This window comes from Sphingobium sp. BYY-5 (assembly GCF_022758885.1).
Lineage (GTDB): Bacteria > Pseudomonadota > Alphaproteobacteria > Sphingomonadales > Sphingomonadaceae > Sphingobium.
Window position 1 is genome coordinate 1,215,396 of sequence record NZ_JALEBH010000001.1, and the last position, 22,695, is coordinate 1,238,090.

A 22,695-nucleotide genomic window follows, 5' to 3' on the forward strand; every position below is an offset into this window, starting at 1 on the left:
TCAAGCTCTCAGTCGGAAGCTGACGGCCTGCGCGCCTTCCCAGAGCACCCTTCTGCCCAACTCCGGCAAATGCTCCAGCCCTTCGACGATGGTCAGGAAGTGGATGCCCGCCAGCGGACCCAGCTTGCTGGCGAAAGCGACGCCGCCATAGGCCAACAGGATCTCGCATTCGCTGTAGCCGCCGGGATAGAAGATGAACTGGCCGGGCGCCGGGTAGCGGGTGGGGTTCTCCCAAGGCAGTTCATAATGCGCGTCACCCATGGGAATCCACACGCCCTCGCCGCTCCAGCGGACGTGGATGAGCCTCTCTTCATAGGGCAGCATCGCCTTGAAGCGAGCGGCGGTGACGGGGGCTAGGGTCTCCTCCAGCTTCGCGACGAACTGGAACGGGCCGGCGGTGATGTCGATCAGGGTCATGATGTCTACTTCCGTAAAATGGTCAGGCAGCGGCGGCGAGGCGCGCGAAACCGCGTTCAAGGTCGGCGACGAGATCCTCGATCGCCTCGAGGCCGACATGGATGCGCACCGCCGGCCCGGGCGCGGACCATTCGGTCGCCGAGCGCAGGGTGTTGGGGTAGGTCGGCACCACGAGGCTCTCGAAGCCGCCCCAGGAATAGCCGAGCTTGAACAGGTCCATATGGTCCATGAAGGCGGCGAACTGCTTTTCCGTGCACGCCTCCAACACGAAGCCGAACAGGCCGGAGGCGCCGTCATAGTCGCGCCTCCAGATCGTGTGGCCGGGATCGCCGGGCAGCGCGGGGTGCATGACGCGGTGAACCTCGGGACGGTCCTGCAGCCACTGGGCGATGAACAGGCCGGATGCATGGTGCTGCTTCATCCTGAGCGGCAGCGTGCGAAGCCCGCGCATCGCCATGTAAACGTCATCCGGCCCGCCGCAATAGCCCGAGCCAGACGCGGTCTTCTTCACCGGGATGAAAGCATCCCGGGTAGTCACGGCGATGCCGAGCATGAGGTCGGAGTGCCCGGAGATATATTTCGTCGCCGCGTTGATCGAGACGTCGACCCCATGCTCCAGCGGGCGGAAGTTGATCGACGAACCCCAGGTGTTGTCGAAGATCGTCCAGATTCCGCGCGCGCGGCATTCCCGGGCAATGGCCGGCACGTCGGTCATCTCGAAGGTCAGCGAGCCGGGACTTTCGAGATAGACGACCCTGGTATTCTCCCGGAACAGATCTACGATGCCTGCGCCCACATCCGGGCGGTAATAGGTGATATCCACCCCGAACTTGCGCAGGAAACTCTCGCAGAAGTCGCGCGCCGGGCCGTAGAGGCTGTCGACGATCAACAGGTGGTCGCCAGCGGAGAGGAACGCCGTCAGCGATGCGCAGATCGCACCGAGGCCGCAACTGGTGGTGATCGCCCGATAGCCACCTTCGAGCAGCGTGATCGCATCCTCAAAGGCGCGCGTGGTGACGGTGCCCTCGCGCCCGTAGGTGAAGCCCTCGAAGGCGCCCGAGGCGCGGTCGCGGCGGGTCTCCAGCAGAGCCTCCACCGAATCGAACAGCACGGTCGAACAGTGATAGACCGGCGGATTGACGACGCCGAAATTGGCTTCCGGATTGCGACCCGCATGGAGCGCCTGAGTCTCACGCCGGAAGCCGGTAATGTCGGTCATGATGCTGCGGTCTCCTTAAATCACGGTGCCGGAATCGACGACGATATCCTGCCCGGTTATCATGCGCCCGCCCGGGCCGACGAGGTGAAACAAAGCCCCGGCGATGTCGCCCTCGGTGACGAGGCGGCCGAGCGCGGTACCAGCGAGGAAACGCTTGAGCGGCGCATCCTCCGGCTCGCCATTGCGCTGGGCGGATTCGCGGAACAGGCGGTGGATTCGCTCGCCCTCGACACCGCCGGGCGAGATCATGTTGACGCGCACCCCATGCGGCGCGGCGTCGAGCGCGGCGGACTTGACCAGCCCGCGCAGCGCCCATTTCGAGGCGGCATAGAGCGAGAATCCGGCGACACCCTTATGTCCGTAAGTCCCGCCGATGGCGACGATATGCCCTACCTCGCGCGCTACCATAGCGGGCATGACCGCCGCCATGGTGTTGACCACGCCAAGAACATTGATGTCGAAACAGCCGCGATAGTCGGCGGCTGTCGCTTCCCACACCGGACGGCGCGGCGCGCCGACGCCGGCGGCGCAGACGAGTATGTCGATCGCACCCAGCCGCGCCTGAACGGCGGCGGCGGCATCGTGCATCGCGGCATCGACGGAAACGTCGGCGGCGAAAGCGCAGGCGGCGATGCCCTCGTCGGTCAGCGCCGCGACCGCGGCCTCCCCGGTAGCGGCGTCGCGCCCGACCAGCGCCACACGCGCGCCCTTGCGACCCAGCGCGCGCGCAAGGCCGAGGCCGAGGCCGCGCGTCCCGCCGGTCACCAGCACGACCTTGCCGGCAAGGCTCGTCTGTTCGGCTGCTTCGTTCATCCTCACGTCATCCGCCATGTCGTTTCAGGGCCTGGTCTTCCGGCCAATGCCTACCTCAAGGCGGTCATAGCGGAAGGTGATCATTAGTAGACGGGTCCGATACGAAAAAGCACAGCAAGGGCCGTTTGCGTTGTCCTAAACGTTGCAACAACGGACCGCATCGGCCCCGCGAGACGCACTGCCGGACGCACCGCTGCACAACGAAAGGCACCCTCCCACGGCGCCGTTCAAGGAGTTTCGAGAATGAGCCGTAGCGAAAGAAGCGAGGACGATATCACGGCGGCCGCCGCCGTGTCGCTGGAGGAGATTCCCCTGATCAACTTCGCGCCCTTCCTCACCGGCGATGCCCGGGCGCGCCGCGTGGTGGCAGGCGAGATCGCGCAGGCCTGCGAGCAGATCGGCTTCTTCTACCTGACCGGCCACGGCGTCCCTCAAACCGTCGTCGACGCGATCCTCGCCGCCGCCGCCGACTTCTTCTCGCGCCCTGCCGAGGAGCGCGCCGGCGCTTATGCCACCCCCGAATGGTATCGCGGCTATCTGCCCATGCCCGAGCGCCAGCCGCTCTCGCGCAACACCCGCATGTTCGAGCAATACCGCCTGCAGCATGAATGGCCCGCCGACCCCGGCGACATGGAGCACGCCCGCATCTTCGACCACGCCAACCGCTGGCCCGAAGGCATGGACGCCTTCCGTGCGGCGAACGAAGCGTACCTCACCGCGATGCTGGGCCTGGGCCGCGAACTGCTGCGCGCCTTCGCGCTGGGCCTCGGGTTGGAGGAGAACCGCTTCGATAGCTGTTTCGTCCAGCCGCCCTCGCAACTCAGCCTCAACTATTATCCGGTCCTGCCGGACAGCGCCGACACCGACGTCTCGAACATGATCTCGCACACCGACGAAGGCCCCTTCACGATCCTCGCCCAGGGGCGGATCGGCGGGCTAGAGGTCAAGCGCCAAGACGGGACCTGGATTCAGGCCCCGCCGATCCCAGGCGCCTTCACCATCAACGTGGGCGACATGATGATGTGGTGGTCGAACGGCCGCTTCATCTCGAACTATCACCGCGTGCGCAACCGCACCGACGTCGAGCGCTTCTCGGTCCCCTACTTCGCCAACCCGGACCGCACAGTGACGGTGGCGCCGCTGCCTGAACTCCTCGGCGACGGCCCCCGCTACGCGCCGGTCCGCGTGGCCGACCATCTCGCCCGTTTCTACAGCCAATTGTCCAAGAACCCCCATGATGCCTATAACTGATCCGATGATTTCCGCCCAGATCGGCGCCGACATCGGCGGCACCTTCACCGACGTCGTGCTTGAGATCGACGGCCGCCGCCACTCCACCAAGCTGCTGACCACCTACGACGCGCCCGAGTGCGCCCTGCTCGACGGCGTGAGCCTGCTGCTCGACGAAGCCGGCATTGCGCCGGCGCAGGTCTCGCTGGTGGTCCACGGCACCACGCTCGCCACCAATGCGCTGATCGAGCGACGCGGCGTCACCGTCGCGATGCTCACCACCGAGGGCTTTCGCGACGCGCTGGCGCTGGGCACCGAGAGCCGCTTCGACCAGTATGACATTTCCATGGAAAAGCCCCAACCGCTGGTGCCGCGCCGCTTGCGTCTGGGCGTGCCCGAACGCCTCGACGCACTGGGCAACATCCTCGTCCCGCTCGACGAACAGGCCGTGCGTGAAGCCGCGGCCGCGTTCCGCACACAAGGCGTGGAAAGCGTGGCGGTCGCTTTCCTGCACAGCTACGTCAACGACGCGCACGAGCAGCGTGCCGGCCAGATCCTGCGTGAGGAAATGCCCGGCGTCTCGATTTCGCTCTCTTGCGAGGTTTCGCCGGAAATGCGCGAATATGAGCGCTTTTCCACCACCACCGCCAACGCCTATGTGCAACCGCTGGTCGACGCTTACTTGCGCCGGCTGGAGCGCAGGCTGGTCGAGATGGGCTTCGCCTGCCCGCTCTACCTGATGCTCTCCTCGGGCGGGCTGACCACGGTCGATACCGCCGCCCGCTTCCCGGTGCGGCTGGTCGAGAGCGGCCCGGCGGGCGGCGCGATCTTCGCCGCCTCGGTGGCTGTCGAATGCGGCGCGGACCGGGTGCTGGCGCTCGATGTCGGCGGCACCACCGCCAAGATCTGCCTTATCAACGATGGCGCGCCACAGACCTCGCAGGTGTTCGAGGTCGGCCGCGTCCACCGCTTCCGCAAGGGCAGCGGCCTGCCTCTACGCATCCCGGTCGTCGAAATGGTCGAGATCGGCGCGGGCGGCGGCTCGATCGCCTCGGTCGACAGCGCCGGGCGCCTCGCCGTCGGCCCGCACAGCGCCGGGTCCGAACCGGGTCCGGCCGCCTATGGGCGCGGTGGCGAGCGGCCGACCGTGACCGATGCTGACATCATGCTCGGCCGCATCGACCCCGCGCGCTTCGCCGGCGGCAAGGTAACGCTGCGGCCCGAAAATGCCGCTACCGCGCTCGCGGGCCTCGGCCTGTGGGACGGCAAGGCCGAGACGCTGGCGGTGGGCGTCAGCGAGATCGTCGACGAGACCATGGCCAGCGCCGCGCGGGTCCATGCGGTCGAACAGGGCATGACGCTGGACGAACGAACCCTCATCGCCTTCGGTGGAGCCGCCCCGCTCCACGCGGCCAGCTTCGCCGAGAAGCTGGGTATCGGCACCGTCATCGTGCCCTCGGGCGCGGGCGTCGGCTCGGCGGTGGGCTTCCTGCGCGCGCCGGTCTCCTACGAAGTCGCACGGAGCCTGACGATGCGGCTCGACATGGTCGATATCGACCGGCTCAACGCCCTGCTCGACGAGATGGCCGACGAAGCGCGGGCGCTGGTCAGCGCCGGGGCGTCGGGCAAGGCGCAGGCGGAAAAGCGCGTCTGCCTGGCCCGCTACCAGGGCCAGGGCTATGAGATTCCCTTCGAGTTTCCCGCCCGCACGCTGGGCGCGCAGGACATAGCGGTGCTCAAGGCCGCGTTCGAGGCGGCCTATCGCGCGCAATATGGCGGCATGATACTCGACCTGCCGATCGAGATGTTGACCTGGCGCGTTACCGTCGCGGCTGGCGGCTTCTCCGCCCAGGGCGCCACGGCGCCGGCCTCCCCGCGCGACGCCGTGCCCGTTGGAACCCGCAAGGTGATCGACCCGCTCACCGGCGAACCGCTCGACTTCGCCCTCTATGCCCGCGAGGATATGCGACCGGGCGACCGTTTCACCGGCCCCGCACTCGTCGCCGAGCGCGAGACCACCACGGTCGTCTCCCCTCGCTTCGACGGACGCATGGACGAACGCGGCTATCTGGTGCTGACCCGCCGCGAACAGGGAGTTTCCCGATGACCTCGAATTCGACCGGCCACGCCCTCACCGAACTGCGCATGCAGGTGATCTGGACGCGCCTGATCTCGATCGTCGAAGAGCAGGCGCAGACGCTGATGCGCACCGCTTTCTCCACCACCGTGCGCGATGCCGGCGATCTTTCGGCGGCCCTGTTCGACCTCGAAGGCCGCCTCATCGCCGAAGCCGTCACCGGCACGCCCGGCCACGTCAACTCGATGGCCGAGGGCGTGCGCCATTTTCTCGCCAGATTCCCGATCGCGACGATGCAGCAGGGCGATCACTTTATCACCAACGACCCCTGGCTTACCGCCGGGCACCTGCACGACGTCACTGTCGTCTCGCCTGCCTTCCACGATGGGCGCGTCGTCGGACTGTTCGGGGTGTGTTGCCACCAGGTCGACATCGGCGGGCTTGGACAAGGCCCGGACGGGCGCTCGATCTACGAGGAAGGCCTGCAGATCCCGCTGATGAAGCTCGCCTCGGCGGGCGTCGTCAACCAGGATCTGATCGACATACTGTGCGTCAACGTGCGTATGCCGATGCAGGTCAAGGGCGACGTCCTCTCCTACATCACCAGCAACGAGGCGGCGGCCCGGCGCCTCGCCGCGATGCTCGGCGAATTCGCCATGGCCGACCTGTCGCATGTGGCCGACTACATCGTCGCACGCTCGCTCGCCGCAACAAAAGCGGAGATCGCTCGGCTGCCCGACGGCTCGTGGTCCAGCACGCTCGTCATCGACGGCTATGACCATCCGGTGACGCTGCGCGGAACTTTGACGATCGCGGGGGACAGCCTGACGATGGACTATGAAGGCACCGACCCGTGCCTGCCGCGCGGCATCAACGTGGTGCTCAACTATTGCCGCGCCTATACGGTGTTCGGCCTGCGCTGCGTGATCTCGCCCGACGTGCCCAACAATTTCGGCGCGCTGGAACCCTTCCGCGTCATCGCGCCGGAAGGTTCGATCCTCAACGTCCAGCGCCCCTGGCCGGTCGCCGCGCGCCACGTCATCGGCCAGATGCTGCCCGACCTCGTATTCGGCTGCCTGTCGCAGGCGATCCCGGACCGGGTGCCGGCCGAGGGCAGTTCGTGCCTGTGGTCGGTACAATTGCGCGGCAACCTGCCCGCGCAGGGCAATTCGCGACAGGGCCAGAGTTTCGATGCGATCTTCTTCAACTCGGGCGGCTCGGGCGCGCGGCCCGCGCAGGACGGTCTTTCGGGCACCGCCTTCCCCAGCGGCGTACGCGCCATGCCGGTGGAAGTGACCGAAAGCGCCGCCCCGATCGTCATCTGGCGCAAGGAACTGCGCGCCGACAGCGGCGGCCCCGGCGAGCGCCGCGGCGGTCTCGGCCAGACGGTGGAAGTCGGCATGCGCGACGGCAGCGGTTTCGAGGTACTCGCCATGTTCGAGCGCGTCGAGCGCCCGGCCAAGGGACGCGACGGCGGCCACGACGGAGCATCCGGCAAAGTGGGAACTTCAGGCGGCAAGGCCATGCGTGCCAAAGGTCTTCAGGCAATCCCGCGGGGCGAACGGCTGATACTCGAAATTCCAGGTGGTGCCGGGCTGGGCACGCCGACCACACGCGATCCGGCGAAGATCGCGCACGATATCGAAGAAGGCATGATCACGCCGCAGGCGGCCGCCAGGGACTACGGGTTCGCCGGATAGGTCCGGTATGCGAGGGCCGCGGCCCTCGCACCTGCTATTTTTCCAAACCGATGTCCTCGACATCTTCCTCTTCCTCGCCGCTCCAGTCTTCGCCGCCCGGAATCGTCGGCAGTGAGCGGCAGTCGTTGAGGTCGCGCGCCATCTGTTCCGCGAACTTGGCCGCGACCAGCGGCAGCGGTCGGCCCTTGAGCTGACCCAGCACCAGCGGTCCATAGGTGCGATCGATGTCGCTGATCCGCCGCACCGCATAACGCGGGTCGTGCCGCCAGGTATCCGCGCCGATGTCGATCTGGAAGGTGATGAGATTGCTGCTCGCCACCAGTTCGCCTAGGAAATCAAAACTATTGGCCTCCACCGCCACGTTGAGTTTGGCCGAACTCGACAGCAACCGGCTTTCCACGATCTCGCGCCCGCCAAAGGCTATGTCAGGCATCGCCACTTCATACTCGGCACATTGCCGCAGCCGCAGGATGTCGTTCTTCGCCAGCGGGTGATCCGCCGCCATGACGGCTACCAGGCCCTGCCCGATGGACATAATGGGATGCAGTTCCAACGAGCGCAGCGGACGAAAGATCAGCACGAGATCCATTTCATATTCCATCAGCGAGCGGACGGCAGTGCTGTGGTCGGTCACCGCGACCTTGAACTTCACGTTCGGGTGCTGCTTGCGGAAATTCGTAATGTGCCGGAGGACGAAGCTGCGGGCGACGGCCTGGCTGCACGCGATGCGCACTTCCCCGCGCTGCAGGCCTTCGAGTTCCTCGATCTGCGAGTAGACCCGGCGCAACTCGGATGTCTGCAGGCGTATCCAGCCGATCAGCACTTCTCCCGCCGCCGTCAGGCGCACGCCTGAAGAATGGCGCTCGAATATGATGGCGTTGAGATCGTGCTCGACGTCCTGGATACGGCGCAGCAGAGCCGACGGTGTGACGTTCAGGCGCTCGGCCGCCTGGCGGACCGACCCCACGCGGGCCACCTCATCGATATATTGCCAGATTCTCTGGTTGCGTAGCGCCATGCGCGACTCCGTTCGGTTTTTGGCTACACCGTGCCCGCAGTTTAGCACCGCTTGGGCAACGGTACATCCCTTATGCAACAAGCATTGGAGGGTGCGATTGGCAAGAAACGCCCCTCCAGAACTCATAGTATCGATTATCTGTCAATATAATTATTATTAACGCACTATAAATTTCCAATGTACGCATTTGGGGTAACAATGAATCTTTCTCTTAAAGATAAAGTTGTCGTCATTACTGGCGCTGGCAAAGGAATGGGGCCAGATATTTCGACAGCTTTCGCTAACGAGGGCGCCAATCTTGTTCTTATTGGAAGAGATATGGATGCTCTCCAGCTTCTTAAGACGCAGATCGACACGATTACATCGGCGCTGATTCTGCGCTGCGACGTGACGAATCCCAAGGACTGCGACAGCGCGATCGCCGTAACGCTGGCCGAACTGGGCCATGTCGACGTGCTGGTGAACGTCGCCGGCGGCACCGGCCCGGTGGGCGACACCGCCTGGGATACGACGCCCGAGGGCTTCGACGAGATCGTCAAGCTCAACATGGGCGGCTGTTTCCTGATGATGCGCGCCGTGCTGCCCGGCATGATCGCGCGCCGCTACGGCAAGATCGTGAACGTGGGCGGCACGTTCGGCATGCATGGCCGCGCCGGCCGTATGGCGTATTCAGCGTCGAAATGGGGCCTGCGCGGCATCACCAAGTCGACCGCGATCGAAGCAGGCCCTTACAACATCAACGTCAATATCGTCGCCCCCGGCATGGTCGACGGCCCACGCTTTCGCACGAAGGTCATGCCTGGCATGGCCGAGGCGCGCGGGTTGAGCGAGGACGAGGTCATCGCCGAGCACGCGGCCGAATATGCCCTGCGCCGCATCAGCACCGGGCAGGACGTCGCTTCGGCATGTCTGTTCATGGCCTCCGACGTCTCGCGCCAGATCACTGGCGTCGACCTGCCAGTCGATGGCGGCTGGGCCGCACTCTGAACATCCATCTCGATACGGAAAAGACCATGAAAGCCGACATCGTCATCAACGGCGCCACCCTCGTCACCGACAACGCCATGTTCGAAGCCTCGATCGCGATCCGCGACGGCGCGATCCTGGCAATCGGCGCCGCCGACGCCATGCCCGAAGCCGACGATGTGGTCGATGCCACCGGCAAATATATCCTGCCCGGCGCCATCGACGCCCACGTCCACTTCCGCGATCCGGGCTACACCCACAAGGAAACCTGGGAGACCGGCACCGCCAGCGCGGCAATGGGCGGCGTGACCACCGTCTTCGAGATGCCCAATACCAACCCGCCCACCGGCACGGTCGAGGCGCTCAACCTGAAGCTGGCATCGGCGAAGAAGGCCTATGTCGACTTCGGCATCTACGGCCTGTTGGGCGAGGACAATCTCGACCAGCTCGAAGCGCTGATCGAAGGCGGTGTCGCCGGCTTCAAATGTTTCATGGGCAACACCTTCGGCAACCTGCCCTCGCCGCCGAGCGGCGCCATCCTCGAGGGCTTCGAGATTATCGCCAAGCACGGCTACCGCGTTGCGCTCCATGCCGAGAATGCCTCGATCATGGCCCGCCGCTCGAAGACGCTGCGTGAGAATGACTGCTGCGATCCGCTCGCCCATCTCGATGCCCGCCCGCCGGTGGTCGCGGTGGAAGCGGTCGCCCGCGCCGCCATCCTCGCCGAATGGACCGGCGCGCGCATCCACGTCCTCCACGTCTCCTCGGGCGACGAACTGCGGCCCTTGCGCGAAGCCAAGGCGCGCGGCGTCGACATCACCGCCGAGACCTGCCCGCACTATCTGCTGCTGGACGAGCACGCCTATACCGAGAAGAAATCGCTGATCCGGGTCAATCCACCGGTGCGCGAGAAGGTCCATCAGGAGCAGCTGTGGCAGGGCGTTGCCGACGGCACGATCGACATGATCGCCACCGACCACGCGCCGCACAGCCATGCGGAAAAGCATAATGACGACATCTGGCGGGCCGATTGCGGCTTCACCGGCGTACAGACGCAAATGCCGCTGATGCTCACACAGATCGCTAACGGGCGCATGACCCTCAACCAATATGTGCGCATGACCTCGCTGGCGCCGGCCAAGGCCTTCGGACTCTACCCCCGCAAGGGCGCATTGCTGCCCGGTTCGGACGCCGATATCGTCGTCGTCGACCTCGACAAGGTGGTCACGGTGGATTCCGCGTTGCTGCAGTCCAAAGGCTCCTCGACGCCCTTTCACGACTATGAGACGAAGGGTGCACCGATCCACACGCTGGTCCGTGGCCGCTTCGTGATGCGCGACGGCGAACTGGTCACCGAGGCAATGGGCCACGGCCTCAACGTGCGACGCATCCAGCAGATGCCTACCCCGACGCCGAAGAACACCCACACCACGACCCGCGCGATCCTCGAAAAGCGCGGCAAGGCCTACTGAACCCTGATCCGCCTTGATCGCCTTGATCCGGGCAACTTCGGCGACAGCTTTGTCGGGTTCGCTATACAATAAGCGTAAAATCACGCAGGATTAATCCATGCCCGTCTTGCCGGGGGTCCAATAGGCTTTCGTCGCGAGTTGGGCCGATGAGACGCCATGTTGCTTCAAGGTCCGTCGGAGCCTCTGTATCGTGCCCGCTTTCCCTGTCAGCACGAAGGAAGCGCCCTGCGCGACAAGGGTGGAAAGTGCGGTTTCCATTTCGGCGACATGCATATCGCCTGCGTCCCGCGCGAACAGGGCGACATCGCAAAAACCTAATCGATCGATGACGAGCCTCGCACCCGTGGGATTCCGCACTTCGAAAAAACAGGAAACGGGCCGCTTCGGGTCCTCCTCCGCTACCAATTATATCATCCTACCGATCAATATCCTTCTTGCCTACCCCGGCAAAGCACGCCAATCAGCCTCGCAAACGGGGCATGATGAAGAGGATATCGGGCGGATGGGCTATTATGATGTTCTAATCGTGGGTGCGGGCCATGCGGGCGCGCAGGCGGCGATTTCCCTGCGACAGTCCGGTTTCGACGGCACGGTCGGCATGATCGGCGACGAGCAATATCCACCCTATGAGCGTCCGCCGCTGTCGAAGGAATATTTTGCCGGCGACAAGAGCTTCGACCGCATCCTGATCCGCCCCGCTGCCTTCTGGGAAGAGCGCAAGATCGATATGCTGCTGGGCAAGCGGGTCAGGAGCGTCGATCCGGTCGGCAAGTTCGTCACTGCGGGCGACGAAGAGATCGGCTATGGCAAGCTGATCTGGTGCACCGGCGGCTCTCCGCGAATGCTCACCTGCAACGGTGCTGACGCGAGCAACGTCCATGCCGTGCGCCGCCGCGACGATGTCGACGCGATGATGGCGAAGATCGAGGCTATCCGCCATGTCACCATCATTGGCGGTGGCTATATCGGGCTGGAAGCAGCGGCCGTCCTCTCCAAGTTCGGCAAGACGGTAGTGCTGCTCGAAGCGCTCGACCGGGTGCTTGCCCGTGTCGCGGGGGAGGATCTTTCGCGCTTCTACGAGGCGGAGCATCGCGCCCATGGCGTCGACCTGCGGACTGGCGCGAAAATGGACTGCATCGACGTGCAGGACGGTAGGGCGACCGCCGTGCTGATGGCCGACGGCGAGCGGATCGAGACCGACATGGTGATCGTGGGCATCGGCATCATTCCGGAGACCGGCTCGCTGATCGCGGCGGGCGCGGCGGGCGGCAACGGGGTCGATGTCGACGAATTTTGCCGCACCTCCCTGCCCGATATCTATGCCGTGGGCGATTGCGCATCCCACGCCAACCGTTTCGCGGGTGGCACGCAGATGCGCCTGGAATCGGTGCAAAACGCCAATGACCAGGCGAAGGTCGCCGTCGCCCACATAATGGGCAAGGACGAAGCCTATGATGCCGTGCCCTGGTTCTGGTCGAACCAATATGATCTGAAGCTGCAGACGGTGGGCCTGTCGACAGGCTTCGACCAGACGGTGCTGCGCGGCGATCCGGCCAAGCGCAGTTTCTCGGTCGTGTATCTCAAGGGCGGCAAGGTGATCGCGCTCGATTGCGTCAATGCGATCAAGGATTATGTCCAGGGCCGCGCCCATGTGCTGTCCGGCGCGGCGCTGGACATTGCCCAATTGGCGGATGCAGACATACCGCTCAAGGAAGTCGGACTGGCCTGAAGGCACGGGCTACCCCCGGAACATCGCCTTCGTCGCCAGTTCCCACGGACCGCCGCGATAATGCCAGGCGGCCAAGCCCGCGATCGCCAGCGGACGTGGGCGGAAGTCCTTGCGCAATTGCATTGCGAGAGCCTTTGCTTCGTTCCGCGCCACCTTGTTCTGCACCGTAATATGAAGCCGCACCGGCACCTGATCCTGCGGCGTCAGCAGGCCTGCGAACGCTTCGACCAGTAGCTCACGCATCGTCATGAGCGCCGGACTGTCCACCCGATAGGCGACTCCACGCTCCAATAACATGACCTCCGTCAGCCGCGCGGCCGGCGAAGGTTCCGCGCAAATACGCTTCAACCGCATCGCCAGTTCCTCCAGCACCGAAGGCGGCAGGTGATGAAAAAGCGTGATATGCGCCGGCAGCAGGTTGCGATCGGGTGGAAAATGGGCGCGGCGCCGCCTATCCGCCCAGGCAAAATCCGCCGCGCCCATCAGCGCCGTGACGATGATCGGCACGCTCATCGATCCGCCTGACGGCTTAGCTCAAAGCTCACCGCGCGCGCGTCTGATCTCGAACCATTTGCGCACATTTTCATTATGCTGCTGGTAGGTGTCGGCAAAGATATGCCCCCCCCTCCCGTCCGCAACGAAATAGAGCGCCTTGGTTTCCGCCGGGTGCAACACGGCGAGGATGGAAAGCCGGCCGGGATTGGCGATCGGCCCCTTGGGCAGGCCGACCATGGCGTAGGTGTTGTAATCGTTGACGGCCGCGATTTCCGACTTGCGGATACGACGGCCCAGAGGTTTGCCCTGGGTAATCGGGTAGATGATCGTAGGATCGGCCTGCAGCATCATGCCCTGGCGCAAGCGGTTGCTGTAGACGCCCGCGACCATTGGCCGTTCGGACGGCACGCCGGTTTCCTTCTCCACGATGCTGGCCAGGATGATCGCTTCCCTGGGCGTCTTGGCGATCGTATTGGACGCACGTTCGGCCCAAAGCCGGGCGAGCAACTTGTCCATCGCACCCTGCATCCGCTTCAGGACGGCGGCGCGCGCCTCACCCTTGTCGAAGGCATAGCTGTCGGGCAACACGCTGCCCTCCTCCGGCACCTGCAACGCGCCGGTCAGCTCATCATTCGCCATCAGCCGCTCATAAACCAGAATGGAAGGCATCCCCTCCGGTATGGTGACGAGCCGGGTCAGCGTCTTGCCGCCTTGCAGGATGGAAAGAATGTCGCGGTTGCTGGAACCTGCGGGGATGACGAACTCGCCCGCCTTGATCGACTTGCCCGCGCCGAAGACCTTGGCGCGGGTCAGGAAGGCGTCGGCGGACCGCACTGCGCCCGCCCGCTTCAACAATACCGCCGTGTCGGACAGGGTAGCCCCTTCCGGCACGGTGATGCTGATCTTAGCGGTCGCCGGTCCCTGCTCCGTCCAGCCATGGACGAAGCGGAAGGCGATGAAAGCCGCAACGGCCAAGCCGATCAGGAGAATGATACAGCCAAGGCGGCGCATGGGATTTCCCGATCGTCTTGCCATCATCACAACTGCCCGACCAAAGAAAAGTCCAACCGGCTAAGGCTTATAACATCCTCCCCTGTAAGGGGAGGGGGACCGCCGCCAAAGGCGGTGGTGGAGGGGTATCCCGCTATCGATAAGGTGACACCCCTCCGTCAGGCCTTCGGCCTGCCACCTCCCCTACAAGGGGAGGATTTAGGGGTCAGACCGCCTTCATGATGAGCGAAGCGTTGGTGCCGCCGAAGCCGAACGAATTGTTCAGCACCGCACGCACCTTGCGCTCCTTGGCGACGTGCGGGACCAGGTCCACGCCCTTGCAGCTCTCGCTCGGTTCGTCGAGGTTGAGCGTCGGCGGCACGATCTGGTCACGCATGGCGAGGATGCAGAAAATGCTCTCCACCGCGCCGGCACCGCCGAGCAAGTGGCCGATGGCGGACTTGGTGGACGACATCGACATGGTCGAAAGATTGTCGCCGAACAGCCGCTTGACCGCGCCCAGCTCCAGCTCGTCGCCCAGCGGGGTCGAGGTGCCGTGCGCATTCACATAGTCGATGTCCTCAAGGCTGAGGCCGGACTTCTTGAGCGCCATCTGCATCGACCGGAAACCGCCGCTGCCCTCCGGATGGGGCGCGGTGACGTGATAGGCGTCACCCGACAGACCGTAGCCGATCACTTCGGCATAGATTTTCGCACCACGCTTCTTGGCGTGCTCATATTCTTCCAGCACGACCACGCCCGCGCCTTCGCCCATGACGAAGCCGTCACGGTTGACGTCATAGGGACGCGAAGCCTTTTCCGGCGTGTCGTTGAAACCGGTCGACAGCGCACGCGCCTGCGCGAAGCCGGCGATACCGATCGGACAGATGGCGCTTTCCGCGCCGCCCGCCAGCATCACGTCGGCATCGTCCATCGCGATCATGCGCGCGGCGTCGCCAATCGAGTGAGCGCCGGTCGAGCAGGCGGTGACGACCGCATGGTTCGGCCCCATCAGGCCATATTTGATCGAAACCTGACCGGAAATCAGGTTGATGAGGCGACCATGGACGAAGTGCGGCGACACCCGGCTCGGCCCTTTATTGGCCAGCACCAGCGATTCGCTTTCGATGCCCGGCAGGCCACCGATGCCCGACCCGATCGAGCAGCCGGCGCGCAAACGCTCCTCCTCGCTCATATTGTCGAGCCCCGCGTCACGCAGCGCTTCGCTGGCGGCGGAGATGCCGTAGACGATGAAAGGGTCGACCTGGCGCTGAATCTTGTGATCAACGTCCAGTGAGGGATCATAACCATATTCATGATCGGCCGGCTTCACCTCACAGGCGATGCGGCATTTATAATCGGTGGCATCGAAGCGGGCGATCGTCGCCGCGCCGGATTTCGCCGCGATGATGTTCTTCCAGGTGGTTTCGACATTCCCGCCCAGCGGGCTGACCATGCCAAGGCCGGTTACGACAACACGACGCATATCCTAGCTCCGAATTACCTTTGGGCTTTGTGCCGCCCATGTAGCCACTTGCAACGCGCTTGTGAACGGCGCGCCAGAAATGAAAAGGCTCCCCAAGCTCCGGGATCACCGGACAGGAGGAGCCATCTCTTGAACGTAAGGACGGCCCTTCCCCGGTGGGATCAGGCCGAAAAACGCCTTACTGCTTGCTGTCGATATAGTCGATCGCATCCTTGACGGTGGCGATCTTCTCAGCCGCATCGTCAGGGATTTCGACACCGAATTCTTCTTCGAACGCCATCACCAGCTCGACAATGTCGAGGCTATCGGCGCCCAGATCGTCGATGAAGCTCGCATCTTCGGTCACTTTCTCGGCTTCGACGCCCAGATGTTCGACGACGATTTTCTTTACGCGATCCGCGGTCTCACTCATGAGTGGTCCTTCTTACTGGGTATCGTTGGTGGTTCTGAACAACCGTTAAGGCATGCCCTAGTGCGAAGCCCCGATAGAGGCAAGAGGGAAGGCCGCCAAGCCCCTTCATTCCGCCACGGCGGCTATCGGGCAAAAAAGGGCCAAAAAGAAAAGCCAAAGCAAGGCATTTACCGAAATTTCAGCCGCTTGCGCTAAGCATTCGGCATGATTGCGCTTTCTTCCATCGACCGACTGGTGACGCGCGACCGCGTGCGGATCGCAGCCACCTGCGTCCTCGCCGCGACCGTCATCGGGCTGCTTTATCTGGTCGGAACGGCCCATGGCACGGTGGATTCGCTGGGGCGGCCGCTCGGCACCGACTTTTCCAATGTCTGGACGGCGGGCTGGATGGCCGACCACGGTCAGGCGCCCCAGGCATGGGATTGGCCGACCCAGCATGAAGTCCAGAAACAGGTTCATCACGATCCCGCCATCCCCTTCTACGGCTGGCATTATCCCCCGCCCTTCCTGATCGTCGCGACATTGCTGGCGCACCTCCCTTATATCGTCGCACTGTTCGTCTGGCAGGGCGTGACGCTGGCTCTGGCCCTGTGGCTGGTGCGACGCATCCTGCCGCGGGACCGCGACGCGCTGCTCGTTGCGCTCGGTGCGCCAGTGGTGCTGGTGTGCCTGGGCCATGGGCAGAACGCCTTCCTGACCGCCAGCCTGCTCGGCGGCGGGATGCTGCTGCTCGACCGGCGTCCCTGGATCGCTGGCGTCCTGCTCGGAGCGCTGGTTTACAAGCCGCAATTCGCCGTGCTGATCCCGGTGCTGCTGCTGGCGCACGGCAACTGGCGCCCTTTCATCTCGGCAGGGTTGACGGCCGCAGCACTATGCCTGCTCACGCTGGTGATATGGGGCTGGCCGGTATGGCAGGCCTTCCTCGATTCCCTGCCGCTGACCCGCCATATCATTATCGAGGCGGGGGCGACCGGCTGGGAAAAGATTCAAAGCCCCTTCGCCGCCATCCGCCAATGGGGCGGTTCCATCCCCCTCGCCTACGCGGTGCAGGGCGTGGTCAGCGCCCTTGCCATCGTGACGGCGGCATTGGTAGCTCGGCGAGGGGCGATCGAATTGCGTGGTGCGGCGGCGCTCAGCGCGGCTTTGCTCTGTACGCCCTATGTCCTTGATTACGATCATGTCCTGCTGGGCATCGCCATCGCCTTCCTCGCGGCTGACATGGCCAAGCGCGGCACGTTGCGCTGGGAACCGACCTGGCTCGCTTATGCCTGGATCGCGCCGCTTTATGGCCGCACCGTATCGGAATGGACGCATTTCCCGGTCAACCTGGTTGCCGCGATCGCCCTGCTCGCGCTGGCGGCGCGGCGCGCGGCCATGTTCGACGCCATATTCATACCGCTTGGTGGTCGCGAAGAGCATCGCCACGCCTAGCGGCAATAGCCCTCCTGCCCCTGCACCACGACCAGACAGTCCTGCTTGCCGGCCAGATATTTGAAGCCGGTCTCATCCCCCTTGCCGGGACGGATGGCCAGATCCTTGCCTTCGCGCACGAAGCGGATCGTCGATCCATCGGCAAGGCCGGTATAGTCACCCTGCCGGTCAAGATTATCCTTGTTGGTGATCGCATAATGGCCGGGCTTTCCGTCCGGCGAAGGCTGGATGTCGAGGAACAGCCCCTCCGGCCCGGTCCAGCGGCCCACCCAGTCGTCGGTCGGCAATCCCGCCACTTTATTGTCGGCCGCGCCCAGCGCATCCGGGTCATCAATATTCTCGACCGTCGCGGCGGGCGCTGCGGCATTGTTTGCCGCATTGCCATTATCAGCCTGTTTTGCGCAGCCCGCCAGCAACAGCAATGCAGCCATGCCGACCAGACTGGTCCGAGGCGAAGGAAAGCGCATCATCCGTCAATCTCCTTTGTCGATCGCAGAATCGAACCGATAAGCCCTTCGCTTCGATCCCTCTTCCCTAGACGACAACTTGCCAGTTGCACCGTCTGCCGCCAAAGATCGATCCCAAGGGGAAGCATAATGAACGCAATCAGGGGGAAAAACGGTACGACGGCGCGTCCCAGGGCGCGCTTCGTGCGCGAAGCGCCGGACGTGCGGCGACAGGCCCTGATCGAGGCGACGGCGCGCTGCCTTGCTGAAAAGGGCGTGGGCGGTACATCGGTGCGCGCTATCTGCGCCCAGGCCGGGGTTTCGTCGGGCCTGCTCACTCACTATTTCGATGGCGTCGATGCGCTGATTCTGGCCACCTATGCCGATGTCGGCGCCAGGGTTTCCGCGGCGCTCGACGCGGCGGTGGAGGCGGCTGGCGACGATCCGTGTGATCGGCTGCGGGCCTGCCTCCAGGCCAATTTCCAGCCACCAGTGCTCGACCCGGACCTGCTCGCCACCTGGATCGCTTTCTGGAGCCTGGTCAAATCCGATCCGAAGATCGCCGCCATCCATGCCGAAGTCTATGGCGCTTCCCGCGCGCAACTGGCAGGTCTGCTCCGCGCCGCAGCACCCGCCCTCACCCCTGCAAAGACGCGAATCGCCGCGATCAGCCTGACCGCGCTGGTCGATGGTCTGTGGCTGGAACTCTGCCTCGACCGCTCGACCTTCTCCCCCGAAGAGGCGCAGGCCATGGTCGAGGAAGCGATGAAACAGGCGCTCAATCTATAAGATCAAACGGTCGATTAATGAGTTTTGCTGTAATCGCTTTTCTCACTTAACCCATCCAAGAAAACCAATTTCCCCCGAATCGTCCGTCCCCGTACAGGGGTCTTCGCAACTGCAACATTCAATGCGAGGAAATGGACAGCCTATGGCTCTCATCAACACCCCCCTGAAGCCCTTCACGGCCACCGCCTACAAGGAAGGCAAGTTCGTCGACGTCACCGATGCCGATGTTAAGGGCAAGTGGGCCGTCTTCTTCTTCTATCCCGCCGACTTCACCTTCGTCTGCCCGACCGAGCTGGAAGACCTGGCCGACATCTATCCGACCCTTCAGAAGCTGGGCGTGGAAGTCTATTCGGTGTCGACCGACACCCATTTCAGCCACAAGGCCTGGCACGACACCTCGCCCGCGATCGGCAAGATCAACTATTATATGGTTGGTGACCAGAACCACGCGCTGGCAACCCAGTTCGACGTTCTGCGCGAAGGCGTTGGCCTGGCGGACCGTGGCACCTTCGTGCTCGATCCCGAAGGCGTGATCCAACTCGTCGAAATCACTCCTGAGGGCGTGGGTCGCAATGCGGCAGAACTGCTCCGCAAGGTGAAGGCGTTGCAATATTGGGCCAGCCACCCCGGTGAAGTGTGCCCGGCTAAGTGGGAAGAGGGCGAAGCCACCCTTGCGCCCTCGCTCGACCTCGTCGGCAAGATTTAAGACCTAGTTAGGCACCTGCCGGACCGGGTCGAGATAACTCCCTGGTCCGGCAGGATTTTATACAGAATTTCATCGCTGTGCTGAGTGCAGGGTCTTCGGGTCGCACCGCCCCCCGCGACATCATAGCCTTTTATTGTCACATCGGTGACACGGAAAACCGGTTCCAACTTTTCCGCCCGATGCTTCTGCGTGCCCAGAGCCGGCGCGCCCAACCCATGGAGACACAAGATGTTGGACGCAAATCTCAAGGGCCAGCTCAAGGCCTATATGGCGAACATCACACAGCCGATCGAACTGGCGGCGTCACTGGACGACAGCGCGAAATCGCATGAGCTCAAGGAACTGCTGAACGAAATTGCCGAGCTTTCGGACAAGGTCAGCGTGACGGACGGCTCCGACAAGCGCAAGCCCAGCTTCATGATCCGCCGCGTTGGCACCGATATCGGCGTGACCTTCGCCGGCATTCCGATGGGCCACGAGTTCACGTCGCTGGTGCTGGCGCTGCTACAGGTCGGCGGCCATCCGTCCAAGGCCGCGCAGGATATCATCCAGCAGGTCAAGGATCTGGACGGCGACTTCGCCTTCGAAACCTATTTCTCGCTTTCCTGCCAGAACTGCCCCGACGTTGTGCAGGCACTCAATCTGATGAGCGTGCTCAATCCCCGGATCAGCCATGTCGCCATCGACGGCGGCCTGTTCAAGGAGGAGGTCGATGCGCGCAAGATCATGGCGGTGCCGACCGTCTTCCTGAACGGCCAACCCTTCGGCCAGGGCCGGATGGAACTGGAGCAGATCGTCGCCAAGATCGACAGCGGCGCCGAAGCCCGCGCGGCGGAGAAGATCGAGGCGCAGGACCCGTTCGAGGTGCTGGTGATCGGCGGCGGCCCCGCCGGCGCTGCGGCGGCCATCTATTCAGCGCGCAAGGGCATCCGCACCGGCGTCGCGGCGGAGCGTTTCGGCGGCCAGGTGCTCGACACCATGGATATCGAGAATTTCATCTCGGTCAGCCGCACCGAAGGGCCGAAGCTCGCCAGCGCCCTCGAAGCCCACGTCAAGGATTATGACGTCGAGATCATGAACCTTCAGCGGGCGGCCAAGCTGATCCCGGCCAGGACCGAGGGAGGCTATCATGAAGTCGTGCTGGAAAATGGCGCGTCCCTCAAGGGCCGGACACTCATCCTGTCCACCGGCGCCCGCTGGCGGCAGATGGGCGTACCCGGCGAAGAGGAATATCGCAACAAGGGCGTGGCCTATTGCCCGCATTGCGACGGCCCGCTGTTCAAGGGCAAGCGCGTGGCGGTGATCGGCGGCGGCAATAGCGGCGTGGAGGCGGCAATCGACCTGGCCGGCATCGTCGCCCATGTCACGCTGGTCGAATTTGACAGCCAGTTGCGCGCCGACGCGGTGTTGCAGCGCAAGCTCGCCAGCCTACCCAACGTCAAGATCATCACTTCGGCCCTAACGACCAAGGTGGAGGGCAATGGCGAGCGCGTGACCGGCCTGTCCTACAAGGATCGCAACCACGGCACCGAGCATGATGTCGAGCTGGAGGGCATTTTCGTCCAGATCGGGCTGGTCCCGAACACCGAATGGTTGAAGGACAGCATCGCCCTCTCCACCCGTGGCGAGATCGAGATCGATGCGCGCGGCGAAACCAGCCAGCCGGGCATTTTCGCCGCGGGTGACTGCACGACCGTGCCGTACAAGCAGATCGTGATCGCCATGGGCGCGGGGTCTACGGCGGCGCTGTCCGCTTTCGACTATCTCATCCGCCTGCCGGCAAGCGAGGAAGTCGCCGTAGCGGCCTGACCCAGCACCGCAAAATGGGAAGCAGCGAAGCGGCCAATCCGGTGACGGGTCGGCCGCTTTTTTTCATGTGTTGGGGAGACGGAAGTAGCTGGTTCTGAGATATAAGCCCCTCCCTTCCAGGGAGGGGTTGGGGTGGGTGCGAGCGAAGCGAGCTTCCAATCTATCGATGGCGGAACGCCGCTGACGCGGCGTACCCACCCCCCGGCCCCTCCATGAAAGGGAGGGGAGAAAGTAGGTCCGCTCTTCGCCGAACACTCCCGCCTCACTTTGACAGAACCGCTGCGGAACGGCAAAGCCATGCCCGCCCCCTCTCCTCGCCGCGAGTATCCATGCAGCTTTCCGATTTCGACATCGATCTTTTCCTGCGCGATTATTGGCAGAAGAAGCCGCTGCTTATCCGCAATCCATGGGCGAAGTGGCGCAATGTGCTGGAGCCGGACGAACTGGCCGGCCTCGCGTGCGAAGAGGGCATCGAATCACGCCTGATCGTCCAGTCGGGCGAGACCTGGGTGCTCGAACATGGTCCCTTTGCCGAGGACCGATTCAGCCAGCTCGACGGCGCGCCCTGGACCCTGCTGGTGCAGGCGGTCGATCATTATGCGCCCGATGTCGCCGCGCTGCTTGATCCGTTCCGCTTCATCCCCAACTGGCGCATCGACGATGTAATGGTCAGCTATGCGACCGACGGTGGCGGCGTGGGGCCGCATTTCGACCAATACGACGTGTTCCTGATCCAGGGGCTGGGCAAGCGCCGCTGGCGCGTGGGCGACCAGTGCGACCGGACCACGCCGCTGCGTCCGCATGACGACCTGCGTCTGTTGACCGATTTCGAGGCGACGGGCGAGTGGGTGCTGGAGCCGGGCGATATCCTCTATGTTCCGCCCGGCGTCGCTCATGACGGCGTGGCCGTGGGCGATGATTGCATGACCTATTCGATCGGATTTCGTGCACCGTCGCGCCCGGATATGCTCATGGAGTGGGCCGAGCATCTGGTCGATGGCATGGCCGATGATGATCTTTATGTCGATCCCGACCTCAAGGCGGCGGGCAATCCCGGCGAGATCGCGCCGTCGGCCATCGACCGTCTGCACGCCATGGCCGTCGAAAAACTGCTGGACCGGGACGCCTTCGCCCGCTGGTTCGGCCAGCACAGCAGCACGCCCAAATATGCCGATGCCGACTGGCGCCCGGACGAACCGATCACGATCGAGGAACTGCAGGCCCTTGCCAGAGACGGCGCGACGCTGGCGCGCAACCCGGCCAGCCGCTTCGCCTTCCTGCGGCAAAATGACGGCGTCCTGCTGCTGTTCGCCGACGGCAGCGCCTTCCCGTGCAGCGGCGCCAGCGCTGCGCTGGCGGAACAGCTTTGCGCGCAGGATCATATCCTCCTCGACCCATCGCTGTCGGGGGCCATGGAAATGCTGGCGGCGCTGGTCAATCAGGGCAGTCTGGCGCCCGCTGATGATGGCGATGAGGATGGGGACTGACGC

The 22,695-nt window shown here is 64.0% G+C and carries 20 protein-coding genes; 11 read left to right on the plus strand and 9 right to left on the minus strand.

Translation table 11 applies throughout. The features are described from left to right. The 3 genes from MOK15_RS05730 to MOK15_RS05740 are packed head-to-tail and all read right to left on the minus strand — an operon-like array spanning window position 1 to window position 2,449. A complete protein-coding gene (locus MOK15_RS05730) occupies window positions 1-417 on the minus strand; it encodes a DUF3830 family protein (protein WP_242930716.1) in 417 nt (138 codons plus the stop codon). Between the two features lie 22 nt (window positions 418-439). Then, complete coding sequence (gene metC, locus MOK15_RS05735) at window positions 440-1,636, minus strand: cystathionine beta-lyase (protein WP_242930717.1); 1,197 nt, start codon at window positions 1,634-1,636, stop codon at window positions 440-442. 15 nt (window positions 1,637-1,651) lie between these two features. Next, complete coding sequence (locus tag MOK15_RS05740; RefSeq protein ID WP_242930718.1) at window positions 1,652-2,449, minus strand: SDR family oxidoreductase; 798 nt, start codon at window positions 2,447-2,449, stop codon at window positions 1,652-1,654. A 243-nt stretch (window positions 2,450-2,692) separates the two neighbouring features. On the opposite strand from MOK15_RS05740, the gene MOK15_RS05745 reads away from it, so the two are divergent. Genes MOK15_RS05745 through MOK15_RS05755 form a run of 3 tightly spaced genes read left to right on the plus strand, consistent with a single transcriptional unit; the run spans window position 2,693 to window position 7,456 of the window. Further along, entirely contained in the window at window positions 2,693-3,700 is a 1,008-nt protein-coding gene (locus MOK15_RS05745) for a 2OG-Fe(II) oxygenase family protein (RefSeq protein ID WP_242930719.1), read from the plus strand. Further along, complete coding sequence (locus tag MOK15_RS05750) at window positions 3,684-5,786, plus strand: hydantoinase/oxoprolinase family protein (protein WP_242930720.1); 2,103 nt, start codon at window positions 3,684-3,686, stop codon at window positions 5,784-5,786. The genes MOK15_RS05745 and MOK15_RS05750 overlap by 17 nt, the downstream gene beginning before the upstream one ends. Continuing rightward, window positions 5,783-7,456, plus strand: coding sequence for a hydantoinase B/oxoprolinase family protein (locus MOK15_RS05755; protein WP_242930721.1), 1,674 nt, complete (start codon window positions 5,783-5,785; stop codon window positions 7,454-7,456). Before MOK15_RS05750 ends, MOK15_RS05755 begins: the two co-directional genes overlap by 4 nt. A gap of 34 nt (window positions 7,457-7,490) precedes the next feature. Here the strand turns inward: MOK15_RS05755 and MOK15_RS05760 are convergent, their stop codons facing one another. Next, a complete protein-coding gene (locus tag MOK15_RS05760) occupies window positions 7,491-8,474 on the minus strand; it encodes a LysR family transcriptional regulator (RefSeq protein ID WP_242930722.1) in 984 nt (327 codons plus the stop codon). Window positions 8,475-8,672: 198 nt separating this feature from the next. Between MOK15_RS05760 and MOK15_RS05765 the strand changes: the two genes are divergently transcribed. The 3 genes from MOK15_RS05765 (at window position 8,673) to MOK15_RS05775 (ending at window position 12,641) form a co-directional block, all read left to right on the plus strand. Then, the gene (locus MOK15_RS05765) at window positions 8,673-9,461 is read left to right on the plus strand and encodes an SDR family NAD(P)-dependent oxidoreductase (RefSeq protein WP_242930723.1); all 789 of its coding nucleotides are present in this window, start codon (window positions 8,673-8,675) and stop codon (window positions 9,459-9,461) included. A gap of 26 nt (window positions 9,462-9,487) precedes the next feature. Then, window positions 9,488-10,912: an allantoinase AllB gene (gene allB, locus MOK15_RS05770; RefSeq protein ID WP_242930724.1), complete on the plus strand. Its 1,425-nt coding sequence runs from the start codon at window positions 9,488-9,490 to the stop codon at window positions 10,910-10,912. Window positions 10,913-11,414: 502 nt separating this feature from the next. Then, a complete protein-coding gene (locus MOK15_RS05775) occupies window positions 11,415-12,641 on the plus strand; it encodes an FAD/NAD(P)-binding oxidoreductase (RefSeq protein WP_242932644.1) in 1,227 nt (408 codons plus the stop codon). 9 nt (window positions 12,642-12,650) lie between these two features. On the opposite strand, the gene MOK15_RS05780 is transcribed toward MOK15_RS05775, so the two are convergent. The 4 genes from MOK15_RS05780 to MOK15_RS05795 form a co-directional block, all read right to left on the minus strand. After that, on the minus strand, window positions 12,651-13,154 hold the full coding sequence (locus MOK15_RS05780; RefSeq protein WP_242930725.1) for a 2'-5' RNA ligase family protein: 504 nt from the start codon (window positions 13,152-13,154) through the stop codon (window positions 12,651-12,653). 21 nt (window positions 13,155-13,175) lie between these two features. Continuing rightward, on the minus strand, window positions 13,176-14,147 hold the full coding sequence (gene mltG, locus MOK15_RS05785) for an endolytic transglycosylase MltG (protein WP_242930726.1): 972 nt from the start codon (window positions 14,145-14,147) through the stop codon (window positions 13,176-13,178). Between the two features lie 205 nt (window positions 14,148-14,352). Then, window positions 14,353-15,612, minus strand: a complete 1,260-nt coding sequence (fabF, locus tag MOK15_RS05790; protein WP_242930727.1) for a beta-ketoacyl-ACP synthase II — start codon at window positions 15,610-15,612, stop codon at window positions 14,353-14,355. A gap of 178 nt (window positions 15,613-15,790) precedes the next feature. Then, a complete protein-coding gene (locus MOK15_RS05795; RefSeq protein ID WP_007689016.1) occupies window positions 15,791-16,024 on the minus strand; it encodes an acyl carrier protein in 234 nt (77 codons plus the stop codon). Between the two features lie 204 nt (window positions 16,025-16,228). Between MOK15_RS05795 and MOK15_RS05800 the strand changes: the two genes are divergently transcribed. After that, window positions 16,229-17,455: a glycosyltransferase family 87 protein gene (locus MOK15_RS05800; protein WP_242930728.1), complete on the plus strand. Its 1,227-nt coding sequence runs from the start codon at window positions 16,229-16,231 to the stop codon at window positions 17,453-17,455. On the opposite strand, the gene MOK15_RS05805 is transcribed toward MOK15_RS05800, so the two are convergent. Continuing rightward, complete coding sequence (locus tag MOK15_RS05805) at window positions 17,452-17,925, minus strand: hypothetical protein (RefSeq protein WP_242930729.1); 474 nt, start codon at window positions 17,923-17,925, stop codon at window positions 17,452-17,454. The genes MOK15_RS05800 and MOK15_RS05805 overlap by 4 nt on opposite strands. A 126-nt stretch (window positions 17,926-18,051) precedes the next feature. Here MOK15_RS05805 and betI point away from each other — a divergent pair, with 126 nt between their 5' ends. From betI to MOK15_RS05825, 4 genes are all read left to right on the plus strand, one after another. After that, window positions 18,052-18,690: a transcriptional regulator BetI gene (gene betI, locus MOK15_RS05810; protein ID WP_242930730.1), complete on the plus strand. Its 639-nt coding sequence runs from the start codon at window positions 18,052-18,054 to the stop codon at window positions 18,688-18,690. Window positions 18,691-18,832: 142 nt separating this feature from the next. Beyond that, entirely contained in the window at window positions 18,833-19,396 is a 564-nt protein-coding gene (ahpC, locus tag MOK15_RS05815; protein WP_242930731.1) for an alkyl hydroperoxide reductase subunit C, read from the plus strand. A 228-nt stretch (window positions 19,397-19,624) separates the two neighbouring features. Further along, a complete protein-coding gene (gene ahpF / locus MOK15_RS05820; RefSeq protein WP_242930732.1) occupies window positions 19,625-21,205 on the plus strand; it encodes an alkyl hydroperoxide reductase subunit F in 1,581 nt (526 codons plus the stop codon). 329 nt (window positions 21,206-21,534) lie between these two features. Next, a complete protein-coding gene (locus MOK15_RS05825) occupies window positions 21,535-22,692 on the plus strand; it encodes a cupin domain-containing protein (RefSeq protein WP_242930733.1) in 1,158 nt (385 codons plus the stop codon). Window positions 22,693-22,695: the final 3 nt, after the last annotated feature.

Bases quoted from the DNA above. Each gene is read 5' to 3' on its own strand.
- MOK15_RS05730 (WP_242930716.1), bottom strand. From the start codon at position 417: ATGACCCTGATCGACATCACCGCCGGCCCGTTCCAGTTCGTCGCGAAG.
- metC (WP_242930717.1), bottom strand. From the start codon at position 1,636: ATGACCGACATTACCGGCTTCCGGCGTGAGACTCAGGCGCTCCATGCG.
- MOK15_RS05740 (WP_242930718.1), bottom strand. From the start codon at position 2,449: ATGAACGAAGCAGCCGAACAGACGAGCCTTGCCGGCAAGGTCGTGCTG.
- MOK15_RS05745 (WP_242930719.1), top strand. From the start codon at position 2,693: ATGAGCCGTAGCGAAAGAAGCGAGGACGATATCACGGCGGCCGCCGCC.
- MOK15_RS05750 (WP_242930720.1), top strand. From the start codon at position 3,684: ATGATGCCTATAACTGATCCGATGATTTCCGCCCAGATCGGCGCCGAC.
- MOK15_RS05755 (WP_242930721.1), top strand. From the start codon at position 5,783: ATGACCTCGAATTCGACCGGCCACGCCCTCACCGAACTGCGCATGCAG.
- MOK15_RS05760 (WP_242930722.1), bottom strand. From the start codon at position 8,474: ATGGCGCTACGCAACCAGAGAATCTGGCAATATATCGATGAGGTGGCC.
- MOK15_RS05765 (WP_242930723.1), top strand. From the start codon at position 8,673: ATGAATCTTTCTCTTAAAGATAAAGTTGTCGTCATTACTGGCGCTGGC.
- allB (WP_242930724.1), top strand. From the start codon at position 9,488: ATGAAAGCCGACATCGTCATCAACGGCGCCACCCTCGTCACCGACAAC.
- MOK15_RS05775 (WP_242932644.1), top strand. From the start codon at position 11,415: ATGGGCTATTATGATGTTCTAATCGTGGGTGCGGGCCATGCGGGCGCG.
- MOK15_RS05780 (WP_242930725.1), bottom strand. From the start codon at position 13,154: ATGAGCGTGCCGATCATCGTCACGGCGCTGATGGGCGCGGCGGATTTT.
- mltG (WP_242930726.1), bottom strand. From the start codon at position 14,147: ATGCGCCGCCTTGGCTGTATCATTCTCCTGATCGGCTTGGCCGTTGCG.
- fabF (WP_242930727.1), bottom strand. From the start codon at position 15,612: ATGCGTCGTGTTGTCGTAACCGGCCTTGGCATGGTCAGCCCGCTGGGC.
- MOK15_RS05795 (WP_007689016.1), bottom strand. From the start codon at position 16,024: ATGAGTGAGACCGCGGATCGCGTAAAGAAAATCGTCGTCGAACATCTG.
- MOK15_RS05800 (WP_242930728.1), top strand. From the start codon at position 16,229: ATGATTGCGCTTTCTTCCATCGACCGACTGGTGACGCGCGACCGCGTG.
- MOK15_RS05805 (WP_242930729.1), bottom strand. From the start codon at position 17,925: ATGATGCGCTTTCCTTCGCCTCGGACCAGTCTGGTCGGCATGGCTGCA.
- betI (WP_242930730.1), top strand. From the start codon at position 18,052: ATGAACGCAATCAGGGGGAAAAACGGTACGACGGCGCGTCCCAGGGCG.
- ahpC (WP_242930731.1), top strand. From the start codon at position 18,833: ATGGCTCTCATCAACACCCCCCTGAAGCCCTTCACGGCCACCGCCTAC.
- ahpF (WP_242930732.1), top strand. From the start codon at position 19,625: ATGTTGGACGCAAATCTCAAGGGCCAGCTCAAGGCCTATATGGCGAAC.
- MOK15_RS05825 (WP_242930733.1), top strand. From the start codon at position 21,535: ATGCAGCTTTCCGATTTCGACATCGATCTTTTCCTGCGCGATTATTGG.